The 14,806-nt window shown below is 63.0% G+C and carries 16 protein-coding genes; 12 read left to right on the top strand and 4 right to left on the bottom strand.

Annotated features, from left to right (window positions below; genetic code table 11):
• The first annotated feature begins 9 nt into the window (after positions 1–9).
• The 10 genes from IW245_RS31725 to IW245_RS31680 all read left to right on the top strand — a co-directional run bounded on the left by IW245_RS31725 (position 10) and on the right by IW245_RS31680 (position 10,636).
• Positions 10–897 carry a hypothetical protein gene (locus tag IW245_RS31725; protein WP_197006795.1) on the top strand — a complete coding sequence of 296 codons (888 nt, stop codon included), beginning with the start codon at positions 10–12 and terminating at the stop codon, positions 895–897.
• Positions 897–1,352: a hypothetical protein gene (locus tag IW245_RS31720; RefSeq protein WP_197006794.1), complete on the top strand. Its 456-nt coding sequence runs from the start codon at positions 897–899 to the stop codon at positions 1,350–1,352. The genes IW245_RS31725 and IW245_RS31720 overlap by 1 nt, the downstream gene beginning before the upstream one ends.
• 58 nt (positions 1,353–1,410) lie before the next feature.
• Positions 1,411–1,608, top strand: coding sequence for a hypothetical protein (locus IW245_RS31715; protein ID WP_197006793.1), 198 nt, complete (start codon positions 1,411–1,413; stop codon positions 1,606–1,608).
• 2 nt (positions 1,609–1,610) lie between these two features.
• Positions 1,611–2,804: a phage tail tube protein gene (locus IW245_RS31710; RefSeq protein ID WP_197006792.1), complete on the top strand. Its 1,194-nt coding sequence runs from the start codon at positions 1,611–1,613 to the stop codon at positions 2,802–2,804.
• Between the two features lie 11 nt (positions 2,805–2,815).
• Positions 2,816–3,244: a hypothetical protein gene (locus IW245_RS31705; protein ID WP_197006791.1), complete on the top strand. Its 429-nt coding sequence runs from the start codon at positions 2,816–2,818 to the stop codon at positions 3,242–3,244.
• Between the two features lie 704 nt (positions 3,245–3,948).
• Positions 3,949–6,555 carry a phage tail tape measure protein gene (locus tag IW245_RS31700; protein ID WP_197006790.1) on the top strand — a complete coding sequence of 869 codons (2,607 nt, stop codon included), beginning with the start codon at positions 3,949–3,951 and terminating at the stop codon, positions 6,553–6,555.
• A gap of 39 nt (positions 6,556–6,594) precedes the next feature.
• A complete protein-coding gene (locus IW245_RS31695) occupies positions 6,595–8,604 on the top strand; it encodes a hypothetical protein (RefSeq protein WP_197006789.1) in 2,010 nt (669 codons plus the stop codon).
• Between the two features lie 27 nt (positions 8,605–8,631).
• Positions 8,632–9,153, top strand: coding sequence for a hypothetical protein (locus IW245_RS31690; RefSeq protein ID WP_197006788.1), 522 nt, complete (start codon positions 8,632–8,634; stop codon positions 9,151–9,153).
• Positions 9,154–9,221: 68 nt separating this feature from the next.
• A complete protein-coding gene (locus tag IW245_RS31685; protein WP_197006787.1) occupies positions 9,222–10,190 on the top strand; it encodes a glycoside hydrolase family 25 protein in 969 nt (322 codons plus the stop codon).
• Complete coding sequence (locus IW245_RS31680) at positions 10,187–10,636, top strand: hypothetical protein (protein WP_197006786.1); 450 nt, start codon at positions 10,187–10,189, stop codon at positions 10,634–10,636. The genes IW245_RS31685 and IW245_RS31680 overlap by 4 nt, the downstream gene beginning before the upstream one ends.
• A gap of 57 nt (positions 10,637–10,693) precedes the next feature.
• On the opposite strand, the gene IW245_RS31675 is transcribed toward IW245_RS31680, so the two are convergent.
• Genes IW245_RS31675 through IW245_RS31665 form a run of 4 tightly spaced genes read right to left on the bottom strand, consistent with a single transcriptional unit; the run spans position 10,694 to position 13,093 of the window.
• On the bottom strand, positions 10,694–12,301 hold the full coding sequence (locus IW245_RS31675) for a recombinase family protein (protein WP_197006785.1): 1,608 nt from the start codon (positions 12,299–12,301) through the stop codon (positions 10,694–10,696).
• Between the two features lie 54 nt (positions 12,302–12,355).
• Entirely contained in the window at positions 12,356–12,484 is a 129-nt protein-coding gene (locus IW245_RS41850; RefSeq protein ID WP_267919960.1) for a hypothetical protein, read from the bottom strand.
• Positions 12,485–12,512: 28 nt separating this feature from the next.
• Positions 12,513–12,902, bottom strand: a complete 390-nt coding sequence (gene mscL, locus IW245_RS31670; RefSeq protein WP_197006784.1) for a large conductance mechanosensitive channel protein MscL — start codon at positions 12,900–12,902, stop codon at positions 12,513–12,515.
• Between the two features lie 26 nt (positions 12,903–12,928).
• Positions 12,929–13,093: a hypothetical protein gene (locus IW245_RS31665; protein WP_197008956.1), complete on the bottom strand. Its 165-nt coding sequence runs from the start codon at positions 13,091–13,093 to the stop codon at positions 12,929–12,931.
• A gap of 18 nt (positions 13,094–13,111) precedes the next feature.
• On the opposite strand from IW245_RS31665, the gene IW245_RS31660 reads away from it, so the two are divergent.
• Both IW245_RS31660 and IW245_RS31655 read left to right on the top strand, forming a co-directional pair.
• Positions 13,112–13,819, top strand: coding sequence for an SDR family NAD(P)-dependent oxidoreductase (locus tag IW245_RS31660; RefSeq protein ID WP_197006783.1), 708 nt, complete (start codon positions 13,112–13,114; stop codon positions 13,817–13,819).
• Positions 13,820–13,829: 10 nt separating this feature from the next.
• Entirely contained in the window at positions 13,830–14,801 is a 972-nt protein-coding gene (locus IW245_RS31655) for a hypothetical protein (RefSeq protein WP_197006782.1), read from the top strand.
• The last annotated feature ends 5 nt before the right edge of the window (positions 14,802–14,806 follow it).

Genomic DNA, 14,806 nt, shown 5'->3' with positions numbered 1-14,806 from the left:
AGCTGCCCCGTGTCTCTGGTGTATCTCACAGGCCAAGATGTGCCGCTGTCCGTGACCGTCACCAACGACACCGGGCAGCCCGCCAACGCGACGACGGTCATCGTGACCGTGACGAACCCCGACGCCAGCACGCAGACGCCTCCGGTCACCAACACCGGGACGGGCCTGTATTCCGCGATCGTGCCGCCCTTGGCGGCAGCGGGAACGTACCTCGTGCGTTGGTCGGCTACCGGCTCCGGCTTCTCGTGGGTGTCCGAGACACAGTTTCAGGTCCGCCCCGCAGGGGTTGAGCAAGTCGTTGACCTTCCCAGTGTCAAAGCCCACCTCAACATTCCGTTGACAGATTCGAGTCAAAACGACGAACTGACCGGCTTCATTCTCGCGGCGACTCCGATCATTCGTAACATCGTTGGGCCGATCCTTCCCGAGACGCATACCGAATGGTTCGACGGCGGCAGCCCCACCCTGGTGTTGGCCTGGCAGCCGGTAACCGCGATCCTGTCGGCAACCGAGTACTACGGCCTTGCGGCCTTCCCGCTGACCGAACAGCCCCTTGGGTCGCAATCCAACGCGTTCGGCTTCACCGTTGATTTGCTGACAGGTCAACTCACCCGCCGGACGTTCTCCGGTGAGGCTGCGCGCTTCGCCCAGGGTGCCAAAAATATTCGCGTCACCTACACGGCCGCACGCGCTGATGTGCCTTACAACGTGCGCTTGGGTGCCCTGGAATTGATCCGCCATCTGTGGCAACTCACCCAACAGGGCGGACGCCCCAAGTTCGGCAGTAGCGGAGCGGCCTATGACGGGGATTCCGACCGTATCCCGATCGGATTCGCTGTCCCCAACCGCGTCACGGAACTTCTCGCGCCCCACCGCCGACCCCCGGGAATCGCCTAATGACCACGCCCATTCCTCCGTCTACGGTCGCCACGATCAAGGGCGCGCTGTTCGACCTGTTGTCCGCGCGGATGGCCGGTCCTGGCGTGCTGGTGGCGTACGACTCCCCGGGCACCTATCAGCCCGAAGACATCGTGTGCGTAGGCGATGTGCACCGCCAAATTGCCGTTCACGCCGCTGTCGGTTCCGGCGGGGCGGGTTGGCTCGATGAGACCTACACCGTTCACGTGATCGTTGAGTGCTATCGAGGCGGAGACAACGCCCGCCTAGTTTTTGAACGCGCGGCAGCGCTGGCCGCTGTTGCCGAGTCCGCCGTTCGCGCCGACCCGTCCATAGGTGGCCTGGCACTCGTTGCCCGCCCTGTCGGAGTGGATTACACCTCCGACGCGGAGGAAGACCACAAAGGACGTACCACCCGCGCGGACCTACGGATAGAGGTCTATGCGCTCACCTGACCCCCGCCGAACGATGACCCGCCACGAGCGGGCACATGCCGCCATCAACGGAGTGAACATGCCCGCATTCGACTACATCGGCCCAGACGAGCGGCACTATCCCGGCCTATCTGTGACTGCCCGCCCCGGAGACACCGCCGTGGAGCTGCCCGACGATCCCGGAGACGGGCGTTGGATTCCCACGCCACCAGAGGAAGAGGCCACGCGCACCCGCGCGGCGACGAAACCGAAGCCTGACACCCCGAAGGAGGTGTGAGCATGCCCATTGCCTCTTATCGCTCCATTCTTGGGCTCGGCAAAGAGACCACGCCCGGCACCATCGCAGCACCCACGCTGTTCGTTCCGTTCCGTGGCGAACTCAAGCCGAAAGACCATCTCAAGCTTCTTCCGGACAACGGAATGCGCGGGTCAGCGGTCAAGACCTACGACCACATTCCCGGCCCCCTGCACGCCGAATACGACTGGTCGGGTGATGTGTTCGCCGACAGTATCGGTATTCCGCTGTCACTCCTCGGAGACGTGACCGTGACCGGCACCCCTACCGGCAGCGGCGCGACGACGCTCACGGCCGCGTCCATCGTCGGCGCTTCCTCGGTGCTGTCTCTCGCCTCGATCCCGGCGGGCACCCTCGTTCAAGTCGACGCGGGTCCTATCGCTGAGATCCGCACAACCGGTACGCCCACCGGTTCCGGCCCGTACACGATTCCCCTCACGGGTGCTCCGCTGGCCTACCCCCACGCGACGAGTGCCGCTCTCGTCCCCGTGACGGCCCCGTTCACTCACGCTTTCTCCACGCTCAACAGCGGCACCACTCAGCCGCCCACGTGGACCGTGACGGACTTCAACGGGCTGACCACTCGCCAGTTCGCGGGGCTCAAGTTCTCCGAATGCGCGCTGAAGTTCAACGGTGACGGTCTTTTGGAGTACTCCGCGAAGGCGCTCAGCCTCGCCTCGGTGCTCGGCACCGTGCCCGTCCCCTCCTACACGCCTGTTACCCCCATGCCGGGCTGGTCAGGCACGGTCGCTATCGCAGGGACGTCCGTGACGTACGTGGTTGACGCGGAAGTGTCAATCAAGCGTCCCGTCACGCCGATTCCTGCCGCTGACGGCTCCCAGGCCCCCTATGCGCTGTGGTCGGAAGAGGTCGAGGTCAGCGGGAAGCTGACCGTGGTTATGGAGGATGAGACCGAACTTCTCCGGTACCTCCAGAACACCAAGCCCGCCCTTGACATCAATTTCACTCAGGGCACGGGCGCGAACCTCTCCGGTATCCGGCTGCGCATGTCCAAGTGCGCTTACACCTTGGCGGAAATCAACCGGGGCAAGAAGTACGCGGAAATCACGATCACCTTCGAAGCTGACGCCAACGTGACCGACGTCGGCGCGTCCGGCGGATACAGCCCGATCAAAGCCACCGTCACCAATGCTCTTCCGTTCGGCACGTTCAAATAGAGGAGATCACCGTGAACCGTATTTCTCTGCCTGATGGCGCGTGGGCGGATCTCCGCGACCCCCAGGCCGTGCCGGAACGGCTCCGCCGTCCGATCGTGCGCATGCAGACCAAGCTAGCCGGCAAGCAGGCCGTCATGTCCGCCATTCAGTCCACAAGCGCGGACGCGCTCGATGACCCCGCCGAGTCCGAGCGGGTCGCCGCGTCGCTCGGGGATGCCCTGGACCTGATTGACGAACTCAACGATCTTGTGGTCGTCGCTCTCGTTGGCGGATGGTCGTATCAGTCCGCGATCAGCGTTGACGCGCTCCTGGACATGCCGTCCGCCGCGTACGCCAGTCTGCGGAAGGCTTGCGCCCCGCACCTCAAGGACATGACTCCGGACTTCAGCCCGGATGGCGCTGATGATGCCGCGTCCCCTATCGCACCCTCCAACGCCTGAGGCAACAGTTGGAGGGAACCTTCACCCACGATGCGCACACCTTGCCGGTAGAGAAGTTCCGCACGTGGCGACTCGTCAAACTCACCCACCGCTTACCGCATGAGTTAGACGACGTTGCCGCGTGCGAACTCGATTGGCTCCTCGCGATTGACGACACCGTGAATCAGGCGAAGGCCAACCGGCAGCAACGCGAATCGGGGTGAGGATGCCGGACGAATTCAGCGCCCTTTTCAAGGGTATCGAGAACCTAGAACGCGCACTAGACAAGCAGACAGCCCGCGTCGACCGGGCCACACTCGCGGCGACGAAAGCCAATCAGGCCCGCGTCAAGCGGGGCGTCAAACAGCGACTCCGCGGACGCCCTCGTTGGGACCATCGGGGCAGGTCACGGCCTACTCCCGAACCCGTGGACCTGCATTTGAGCCCCCCGCACGTCGAGCGGTCCGGCGGCCCAGGCCGTTTCACCGGAGCCCTGTTCTCCGGCATCTCCTCCCGGAGCACTCCGAAACGTCAAGGCGTCGATTGGGTCGGCGCTGTGTGGGTCAGGGGCGGAATCCGCAACTTCTACAAGCGGAAGCTCGAAGCGAAATTCCCGTACTTCAAACCCGCTCTTGACGCCTCACTCGTCGTCCTGCGCGAGACATGGGTCAAGGCATGGGACAGGTCCATGTCCCGCAAATAACTCCACAGTAGGGAGGTAACCCTTGAGCGCGCTGCCTCCCGTATTCGTGGAACTCCGAGGCAACATCGCACACTTCTCAATGAAGATGGGCGAGGCAAAAACTGAAATCAAGGGCCTGGAAACGGAAGGGTCCGCGAACCTCGCCAAACTCGGAACGGTCGCCAAATACGCCCTTGCCGGCATCGCCGTAGCCGCTGCGGGTGCTGCCGTCAAAACCTTGGAGATGGGCGCGGACTTCCAAAGCGCCATGACCCGAGTCCATACCGGAGCGGGCGAGTCAGAAGCCAACATGAAGTTGGTCTCCGATGGCGTGCTGAAGATGGCCGGCGATGTCGGAACGTCCACGGAACAACTCACCAAGGGCCTGTACACCGTCGAGTCCGCGTCCTTCCACGGTGCCGACGCGCTGACCGTTCTTCGCGCTAGCGCGATGGGCGCGAAGGTGGGTGCCGCTGAACTGGGGACCGTCACGGACGCGGTAACCACTGCCCTCAACGCCTACGGCAAGGGGGCGGCAGAGTCCGCCCAGGTGACCAACGCGCTCATTGCCACAGAGAGCGCGGGCAAGACGACCATGGAGGCCCTAGCGGGCTCCTTGGCCACTGTCCTACCCACAGCGGCTACCGCGAAGGTGGGCCTCAATGAGGTCTTGGGCGCGATGGCGACCATGACCGCTCAGGGCACGCCGGCCGCTGACGCGGCGACGTACCTTCGTCAGACCATCGCCCAGTTGAGCAACCCCAGTGGTAAAGCGGCCCAGGAAATGAAATCCCTCGGGCTCAACGCCATTGACGTTTCCATGAACTTGGGGAAAAACGGTCTCGCGTCCACGTTGACGATGCTGACCGACGCCATTCAGTCGAAGATGGGCCCAGCGGGAACCGTGCTCGTTGACCACCTCCGCAAGGCCGCGAGTAGCAGCACCGACTTCGAGAAAGTCCTAGCGGGCCTTCCTCCGGCCCAGCAAACCTACATTGGCGCTCTGGCGACGATGGTTGGTGGAACGAAGTCGATGCAAGCGGCGCTGGAGTTGACCGGCGACCACATGAAGACGTTCCGCGACAACACCGCCTCCATCAACGAGCGAGTCAAAGACGGCGGAAACAAAATCGCAGACTGGGATGTCGTCCAGAAGAATTGGAATCAGCGCGTTGCTGAGGCCAAGGGGCACATTGAGGCGCTGGGAATCAAAATCGGTACTGCCCTGATGCCAGCGGCGAACAAACTCATGGACTGGCTGTCCAAGGCAACGCAGTGGCTGACACAGCACAAGTCCGCGATGATCGCGGTTGCCGCCGTCATTGGTGGCGTGCTCGTAATCGGGCTCGCGGCGGCGACAGTGGCGGCGTGGAATTTCGCCGTCGCGCTTCTCGCTAATCCGCTGGTCTGGATCGTTGTTGGCGTGATGGCGCTCATTGCCGCCATCGTCCTTTTGATCATGCACTGGAAAGACGTCTGGGGCTGGATCAAAAACGTGTCGTCCGCGATCGCGGATTGGGTCGTCAAAGCCTGGCACTCCATCGCGGACTGGACAACGAAACTGTGGCGAGACCACATAGTCAAGCCCATTGTGGACGCCTGGCATTCCGTGACCGCATTCTTCTCCGCCGCGTACCACTTCGTGGTTGACCCGATCCTCAAGGGCTGGCATGTCCTGACAGAGGGAACGCGCAAAGTCTTTGACGGCATCGTTGGCTTCTTCAAAAAGTGGTGGCCGCTACTGCTTCTCATCTTCATGACTCCAGTAGCGATTCTCCTCAGCATCTGGAATCACTTCCACACGCAAATTGAGGAAACCGCACGGAAAGTGTTTGGCGCGGTAGTCGGATTCTTCACGTGGGTGTGGTCTGAAATCCAATCCGGAGCGTCCGCAGCTTGGCAATTGATCCAGCACTACATCGTTGATCCGATTCTTTGGGTGCACCACAAGCTAGAAGAAATCGCTCTGAAAATCCATAACATGCTCGTCGGAGCCTGGCAGAAAGTCCACACCACGACGTCTGACTTCTGGGACAAGAAGATCAAGCCTGCCGTGGTTGACCCGATTATGAATGCCTGGCATTCGCTGGTTGACCTTTTCGAGAAGGTCAAGAGCACCGTCTCGGGCAAACTTCAGGAAGCCTGGAATCTGGTTTCCAATATCGGATCAAAGTTCGCCACCATTGGCGAGAACATCGTTCGCGGCATCATTTCGGGCCTGTCCAACGGGGCGTCTTGGCTGTGGGACAAAATCCGGGAACTTGCCAACGGGGCGCTTGATCACGCGAAAAAGTTCCTCGGCATCTCTTCGCCTTCGCGGGTGTTCGCCCAACTCGTGGGCGCACCTATCGCCCAGGGCGTGGCTGCCGGCATTGACGATCACGCCCACCTTGCCGCTACCGCTGCCGCGTCGATGGCTGCCGCCACTCTCGGCGCTTCCTCGCTCGGCTCTGGTACCGCCTACGCGGTACCGGGTGGCGGCAGTTCCTACAGCGCGGGTGCCAGTGCACAGAGCGCGGCTCCTGTGGTGAACGTGACCGTTCAGGGCTCTGTCCTGTCGGAGCGCGACCTTCGAGACCTAGTAGCCCGCGAACTGAGCCGCTGGTTCATTCGCAACGGGCGTGACATGACCATTGCTCCCGCTCGTTGACAGGAAGGTGTCAAGGAATTGTCGGCCCCCAATCCAAACATGCCGGCCCTGTCGTATGAGATTGCGTGGAACTCCGACCCCAACAATCCGGCGTCCGTGCCGATATGGACTCCGGTAACCAACCGCGTTGCAGAACGCTGGGGTACGAATCGGGGAATCCAATATGAGCAGAATCAAGCCAAGGTTGGGGAGCTTCGGCTTCCGCTCCGCAACGATGACGGAGCCCTTGACCCTTCCAACACGCTGAGCCCGTACGCGCCTGGGGTTGTTCCCTATCGACGCGTACGGGTCCGGGCAACTTGGCCACCTACCGGCGGAACAACGTATTCCATCTTCAACGGCTTTGTGGAGCGCTATAGCCAGCATTGGCACGGCGGGTTCGGGCTGTGCGACACAGTATCTGTTGATGCTTTCGCCCAAATGGCAAAAGCAGTCATGCCCGGTCCTCTGGTCTCAGAGGTCTTGGCGCTCAAACCCTCTTATCTCTACCGGCTCAGCGACGCAGGAGAAGCCTTCGCAGACACCATCGGCGCGGGTCCACTGATTCAACGCGTCGATTCCGGCGCAGGCCCCGGAACGCTCACCTCCGCAACGACAATCGGTGCAGCCGGTGCGCCCCCTGTAGGTCTCGCGGGCCCCGTCGTTCAACTCACCAACCCAATCAACACGGCCGACACGGGAGGCGTCTCACCCTCCACCCCGGGCACAGCCCTTCTCGTATCCGGGGCGAACTCCGAGCAGACTGTCACGAGCACTCCGCTGACGCCACGCAGTTTCACGCGAATCATTGCGTTCCGCTGGATCGGCCCTCCGTCGACAAGCATCATCGTTTTGTGGCGCGCCGGAGGCGGGGGCGTCGGTAACCAGGCAATCAGCCTCACGCTCGATCCCAACATCGCTCCCACTCCGGTGCTGCGGATCAGTGTTCGCAACACAGCAGATTTTCAATCGGGCACGTGGGCGCGGCAAACCATCGCGGGGCCAGTGTTTGACGGCAACTGGCATCTTGCAATGGTCAGCGTGGATGCCGCCGGCACGCTCACACTTGGATTGGATGACGTTACGGCGATAGCCCCAACGTTGACTAGTGCGGCGTGGGATGCCCCGTGGGATAACGACTTCTTCGGTGGGGTGGCATTCCCTGAGTCCGCCCCCGGAGACGGGTTTCAGGCCCTCTTCAACGGGCAAATGGCTCTGGCTGCCCAGTTCCCCGCGCCGCTCACCTTGGGCCAATGGGCAACCCTCACCACAGCATTTAAGACCGCGTTTACGGGCGAATCCAGCGGGGCTCGATACGGGCGCATCCTGCGTTACGCGGGGTGGACAGGGCCGACCGCGCTTGACACTGGCCAGTCAACCAGCATGGGGCCGGCATCAGACATCACCGGGCAGACAGCGCTAGCCGCGCTGAACAATGTCGTCCTGTCCGAAAACGGCCAGCATTTCGTCAAGGCTGATGGCACGATCCGATTCGAGTCTCGGACCGCACGGTACCTTGCCTCAACGCCGCAATTCATTTTTGGCGAAAACGTCGCTGCCGGGGAATTTCCCTACGAGTCTGATGTGACGTTAGAACTCGACCCAACGCGTATCGCGAATGACATCACCGTCACCCGCACCAACGGCATTGCGGCCAGACGGACCGATCAGGCATCCCAGTACGCCTATGGCGCTTCCACACTCAATCGGACTATCTCCGTCACCAGTGATCTGGAAACGGTGGATGCCGCCGGCTACCTCCTCGCGCAACGCAAACAACCCCGGCAACGGCTAGACCGCGTGACCTTCAAGCCCTCCAATAACCCCGCGCTATGGCCGATGGTGCTCGCGCTTGACATCAGCACCCGCGTCCGGGTGATGCGAAGGCCATTCAACGCCCCACCCATCAAGACCGAGGCTTTCGTCAGTTCCATCGACTGGGAACACGACCCCGCTACCGGTGAAGTAACGGTGACAGTCCTTGTTGACCCAGCCGACCCAAGCGGCATTTGGATTCTTGACGACTCCACCCAATCGGTTCTCGGGCAGACCACAGCACTCGCCTACTAAAGAAAGGAGGCGGTTTTCCTGGCTACGGTGCCCACCCTCCGAACCTGGACGGCCGGCGAAGTCGTCACAGCCGCCCAACTCAACGCCAACGTGAGAGACACGGGAAACTTCCTACTCGCCCCACCACTAGCTAGCCTCAAACAGAACACCGCCCAGCCATTCGCCAGCGCTTCTTGGACAGCGTTCACGTTCGATGGCCTCGACTTCGACCGGGAAAACGGCCACTCGATCACCACCAACAACAGCCGCTACACCGCGAAAACCGCCGGCTGGCACTTGGTCATCGGAACGGGCTATTGGCCCTCGAATGCCGCCGGTGGCCGACAGGTCGGGCTACGCATCAACGGCGGCAACATCTTCGCTAAACAGGTCGTCCCCACAGTCGGCGCAGGTGGGTTCAATCTCGCGCTAACCACGTCCGCAATCACATACCTTGCCGTGGGCGATTATATCGAACTCCTCGGCTACCACACCGTGGGCGCGAACCTCAACACCTTAATTGACAGCGAAGGCCGATCGACTCTCCAACTCGTCCGCCTGTCCAACTGAAGCCGATCACCGGCCCGCCCGCGCCCAATGGTGCGGGTTATTTCGTGTCCGCATAGCGGGGAGACTCCATGGTTACTTGGCTTGTCGATATCTCCAACTGGCAGGGAGATATCTCGATTGAACAGATTGCCAGCGAAGGCTATTCGGCGTGTGTGTGCAAGGCGACCGAAGGTCGCGACTACAAGGACCCATGGTTTGACACCTACATTCCACGGGTCATCGCATCCGGCATGATCCCCGGGGCGTACCACTACCTACGTGCCGGAGACGGAGCCGGACAGGCCCGCGAGTTCTACAACCGCATTGCCGCCCACGGCGGCCCCAACGGATGGCTCATTCAGCTCGACTGCGAGTCAGACGGCGGAGCCGACGAGATGCGCGCGTGGGCCGACGAGTGGAACCGGCTTTCCGGGAACCACCCGTTCCTGATCTACAGCGGCGCGTGGTGGTGGGACTCGCACACAGGCGGGTATCGCGGAGCGGACCTTACTCCGTACGTGTGGCACTCCCGCTACGTCGATGGGGCCGGCTTCGGCTCAGTCCTTTACGAGAACGTCCCTGACGACTGGTGGACCCCAGGCTACGGCGGCTGGAACACCGCGACCGTCCTTCAGTTCTCCTCCCACGGCCGCGTTGCCGGTCAGGACATCGACGTGAACGCCTTTCTCGGTTCCGTCGATGACCTCCGCGCGCTTGTCCGCTCTGACAGCACCACCCCAACCCCTACTCCAACCGGAGGTTCTGTGACTGACCTGTCCTACGCGCCGTTCGGCAAGCCTGACGCTCTCGGAGGGCGTGACGCGGGCGTGCTCCTGGCGGATCTGTGGGGCGCTGAGATGACGGAGGCGTCCCCCTACGTCCCCTCGCAGATGTCCGCACGGACGGCGCGACTGATCCGCATCGAGCAGAAGCTAGACGCCATCAGCACCAAGCTTGACACGCTCCTGTCAACCGCCCCGGGCAACACCACGGTTGCCCTGACTCAGGACGAGATCAAGGCAGCGGTCAAGGCCGCTCTCCGGGAGGGTGTCCAGTGATCGACCGTGACCCCACCGGTTGGGCTGCCACAGTCGGCGCAACCATCAAGATCGTTCTCATGAGCGTTGTCGCTCTCGGGCTCCCGTGGCTCACGGACGTTCGCGCCGCGAACATCGCCCTAGCCCTCACCGCGATTCTGGATCTCCTCCTGATCCTCGGAGTGATCCGCCCCCGCACCATTGCCGTAAAAATCTCCGACGCCAAGGTTGCCGACGCCCGCGCGGAGTTGCCGCCCGGCGCAGTCTCGGCGGAGGACCACGCCGCGATCGTCAACCAGGCACTCAACGAGCCCGTGCCACCGGCACCGGCACCGGCCGAGAAGCCCGCAGAGTCCGACAACCAGCCCCACCCCACGCCAACCCCTAACGCCTACAACGAGAGCCGCCCTGGCGCTCTCACGGGCGTTGTGATGTACGACCGGGCCACCGGAGAGCCCGCCCGGTAACACACGAAGCCCCCGACACCTCACCTGAGGATGTCGGGGGCTTTTCGTGTTGGTGGGTCAGTCCCGCTGGATCGGCACCATCTGGCCGTCAACGAACTCAAAGGTGGGTACCTCTGGCCACTCTCCGACCGCCTGAAGGCGTGCCTTCAGGTCTTCGGGAAATACCATCTCGGTCTGGAATCCTGCGGGCTCCCACCGAGTAGCAACCTTGTGCACGATCACCTTCACCTGTATTCCAGCATCCAAGAGGATCTGCCGCTGGGCGAGCAAGGTTTTAGCTTCGTTCCACAGCTCCGTGTAGGTCTTTCCCGTGCCCGCGTAGGTCACCGTGGTCTGTGGCTGGTGTGAAGCCACAAGGGCCCGGAGTTCACCAGTCAACGCGGTTACTCGCATCTCGTAGTCCTCATCTCCACCCGGATAGTCATAGTCGCCCCGGTCGCGCTCGCCTCGAACGTCGTTGAGGATACGTCTCATACGCTCGATGTCCTTGGAAAGATCAAGCGCGCTTGACACTCGGCGCGACCGCTTTTCGAGGTGCCCAACCGATGATAGAAAAAGCTCATTCGCGGTCTTGTCGAACTCCACTTGCTGAACAGACTTCGCGGGACACTTGAGGCGCTTGCCCTTCTCCGGGCGGGAGTTGGTACCACACGTGTAGTAGTCGCGTTGCAATCCACGCTCAGGAAGGTTGATCGAATCGCGGTACATCTTCGACCCGCACAGCCCGCAAAACACCATGTCTGCGTAGAGTTGCTTCTCCCCTCGAAGGGTTCGGCTCTTCGTGGTCTCCTTGAGCTTCCTCTGAAGCTCCTCCCATGTGTCTTCACTGATGAGCGGAGGGAAGAAGAGCGCGGCCGTGCCGTCATCGTTGCGGATCGTCCGGCCGTTCTCTTCCCGCTCCCCAAGCAAGCCGCGTGACGTTGCTAGGTTCGTGATCGTCGCAGGATGCCAGACGAGCCCCTTCGTTTCCTTGCCCATGAGATGCCGCTGATAATCCGAAGGAGATAGCTCACCTTCATCCGTGAGGTTCGCGGCAACTACCTGCCGCGAATCTCCGTTTATCAGATCATCAACAATTCGCTTCATCACCTTAGACGAGTGTGGGTCGTGTTGCAGTACGTAACCCCCGCCATCAAGCTTTGCCGGACGCGTGCCGTACTGAATCGTGCCACCGTGATACCGACGATCTTTGACTGCCTTCGTCTTGGATGATGCAATTCGGGCCTTGATGGTTTCACGCTCGTGCTCAGCGAACATGATCAAGATATTGAGAAAGAAGCTCCCAAGCGGAGTGGAAGTGTCAAACTGCTCTTGGCAGCTTGCAAGTTCTTTGCCGTTCTTGGCCATCCACTTACGGAAGTCCAAGAAGTGCGAGAGATTGCGGGTTAGCCGGTCGAGCTTCCAAACCACGATGATGTCGTAGTCCGATACTCGCTCATTCAGCCACGGTCCCAACTCTGGGCGCTTACTCGGTCGAACGTTGCCAGAGACGCCAACATCGTGCACCATCCCAACTAACACGTGCCCCTGCATCGTGCACCATGCATTAATGGCTTCGTCCTGCCGCTCAATACTCGTAGACTCTTCCGAATCTCGGCTGATGCGGCAGACGCCCAGGACGCGAAGTCTGGCGCTCTTGGCTGGTTGCGCTCGCTGCGTGGTCATGGTCGGGAGCGTAGATGTCTGTTGGGTAACCCGCAATCCTGATGGCTCCGGCTTCTACCGCACCGACTCGCGGGGCAGTTCCTCCGCGTCGTCCCCTTCCACGCCGGCCGCCGCGCCGAAGCAGGGCGGGGAGTCGAAGCCTTCCAGCCCCGCTCCCGCCGCCGCCCCGGCCGCGACCAGCACGAGCTAGACCGCCCGCGACCAGCGCCGACTAGGCCCGGTTGCCCCGACGCAGCTCGTCCCGGATGTCCTGGAGGAGCTGCACCTCGGCGGACAGCTTCTCGACGACCTCCTCGTCGTTGCGCTTGCGGTACTCGTTGTACTTGTTCATCGGCATGACGATCACGAAGTAGATGACGGCTGCCGTCAGCAGGAACGTGATCACGGCGTTGATGAACGAGCCGTAGTTGAAGACCACGTCGGCGTTCACCCGCCACTCGCCACTCGTCGCCTTGCCGCCGGTGACCAGCTTGATCAGCGGGTCGATGAACGCGTCGGTGAACGCCTTGACGAGCGCGCCGAACGCCGCGCCGATGACGACGCCGACAGCCAGGTCGACGACGTTTCCGCGGGTGATGAAGTCCTTGAAACCCTTGAGCATCCGCCCAGGGTACAGAAAAGGGTAAATCAGTCCCAGTGCGGCGGGCGATCCTCGATCAGCCGGTGGTCGTTACTGTCCGTGGTCGATCGCTCGCCCCAACCTGCGGCGGTGTCGTCACTGGTCTGCTCCGGCAGCAGCGGAGCGTCATCGTCGGTGAAGTCGACCTCACGGTCTTCGTCAGGCATCCCCATGCGTGCAAGGCTAGCGCCATGCGCACAGTAGTGATTAGCGGCGGCGGCACCGGGATCGGTCTGGCGACGGCCCACCGGTTCGCCCGCGCCGGGGAGCACGTGATCCTGCTCGGCCGGCGGGCGGAGGTGCTGCACCGGGCCGTGGAGGACATCGGCTCGGGCGCGTGGTACCAGATCGACCTGACCGACCCGGACGCCGTGCAGGGCCTCGCCGACCAGCTGGACCGGGTGGACGTCCTGGTCAACAACGCCGGCGGTCTCGACCGGCGCGAGGTGGCCCCCGGCATCGTCGGCGTGGCGCAGACCTGGGAGCGGACGTTCGCGCTGAACGCGATGACCGCGATCCTGCTCACCGAGGCGCTGCTGCCGAAGATGACCGCGCCGGGCGGCCGGATCGTGCACGTCAGCTCGATCGCCGCGCACCGGGGCAACGGGGCCTACGGCGCGGCCAAGGCGGCCCTGACGTCGTGGAGCGCGCACGTCGCCCGCGAGCACGGCCCGCACGGCATCACGTCCAACGTGGTCTCCCCCGGATATGTGGCCGACACCGAGTTCTTCGCCGGTCCGGTCAACGCGCTGGAGCGGAAAATCAACGAAACGATGGTCAAACGTTCGGGTACGCCGGACGAGATCGCCGCCGCGATCGAGTACCTGGCGAGCCCCGCCGCGGGATACACGACGGGAACGGTGCTACATGCCAACGGCGGGGCATACGTTTCCTGGTAGAACTCAGCGTATGAAAACGGGGTACGAGGTACTGGTCGCGCTCGCCCGCCGGTTCGCGTTCGGCGATGTCGCCGCGCTCGTCAACGACCCACGGGTCGAGCGGATCTGCACCTTCGGCCAGGGGTTACTCGAGCTCGACGCGGAGGACTTCGGCGCGTACGACGTCATCGACACGCTCAAGCAGCGCGCGATCGCGTCCCGGATGCCCCAGGCGCCCCGCGAGCAGCCGAGGGGCGCGCTCGGCTCGCTGCGCCCGGCGTACTCGCTGCTGCTCGAGGTGATCGAGGCACGCTGGATGCGCAGCGAGATGGCGGCGCTGGTGGCGGCGGTGCACATCGCGAGCGAGTACCTGCCGATGCTGGTCTGGGAGCCGGTCCTCGGCCACGCGGCCGACCCGGCCCGGCTCCAACACTTCCAGGACAGCCGGTTCGGTCAGATGGAGGACCGGGCCTGCCCGCACACCAGGACCGAGAAGTCGGCGTGCGCGCGGGCGCTGCGGGTGGCCTCGGAGCCGCCGGCCGGCTGGCGGGCGTACCTGGACCGGCAGCACAGCAATGTCGCGCACGCCCTGGGCGTGTGCGCCGCCGAGTGCCGCACCGAGTGCCCGGTGACCGACCGGTTGAAGCCCGGCCAGCACGAGATGCTCGCGCACAACGCCGCGGCGGCCCTGAAGTTCGGCGATTCGGCGATTGTCCGGTTGCGGCACGCCGCGCCGGTCGGACACGGTTTCGGGGTACCGTCGCCGGAGGAGGTCGCCGAGGCCTGGGCCCGGACCCGCGAGTCGCTGTCGCTCAGCGCCAACGGCAACGGGGCCGGTCGCGCGATCCTCACGGAGGACGGATTCCCCCTTCCGGGACTGCCGAGTCTGATCACGGCACTGGCGGGCGTACCCATCGTTCCGGACACATTGCTGACGGATGTGGCCGCCGAGTTGGAACGCTGTTTGACTTTGTTGGATAGTGATGGAAAATGGGGGGCATGAGAACG

The organism is Longispora fulva, from assembly GCF_015751905.1.
In the GTDB taxonomy this organism is placed as follows: domain Bacteria; phylum Actinomycetota; class Actinomycetes; order Mycobacteriales; family Micromonosporaceae; genus Longispora; species Longispora fulva.
The sequence above is the reverse complement of the archived record's forward strand: the minus strand, read 5'-3'. Positions and strand labels throughout refer to the sequence as shown.

Coding starts and splice junctions, on each gene's coding strand:
- IW245_RS31720 (WP_197006794.1), top strand. CDS start 897: ATGACCACGCCCATTCCTCCGTCTACGGTCGCCACGATCAAGGGCGCG.
- IW245_RS31715 (WP_197006793.1), top strand. CDS start 1,411: ATGCCCGCATTCGACTACATCGGCCCAGACGAGCGGCACTATCCCGGC.
- IW245_RS31710 (WP_197006792.1), top strand. CDS start 1,611: ATGCCCATTGCCTCTTATCGCTCCATTCTTGGGCTCGGCAAAGAGACC.
- IW245_RS31695 (WP_197006789.1), top strand. CDS start 6,595: ATGCCGGCCCTGTCGTATGAGATTGCGTGGAACTCCGACCCCAACAAT.
- IW245_RS31685 (WP_197006787.1), top strand. CDS start 9,222: ATGGTTACTTGGCTTGTCGATATCTCCAACTGGCAGGGAGATATCTCG.
- IW245_RS31675 (WP_197006785.1), bottom strand. CDS start 12,301: ATGACCACGCAGCGAGCGCAACCAGCCAAGAGCGCCAGACTTCGCGTC.
- mscL (WP_197006784.1), bottom strand. CDS start 12,902: ATGCTCAAGGGTTTCAAGGACTTCATCACCCGCGGAAACGTCGTCGAC.
- IW245_RS31665 (WP_197008956.1), bottom strand. CDS start 13,093: ATGGGGATGCCTGACGAAGACCGTGAGGTCGACTTCACCGACGATGAC.
- IW245_RS31660 (WP_197006783.1), top strand. CDS start 13,112: ATGCGCACAGTAGTGATTAGCGGCGGCGGCACCGGGATCGGTCTGGCG.
- IW245_RS31655 (WP_197006782.1), top strand. CDS start 13,830: ATGAAAACGGGGTACGAGGTACTGGTCGCGCTCGCCCGCCGGTTCGCG.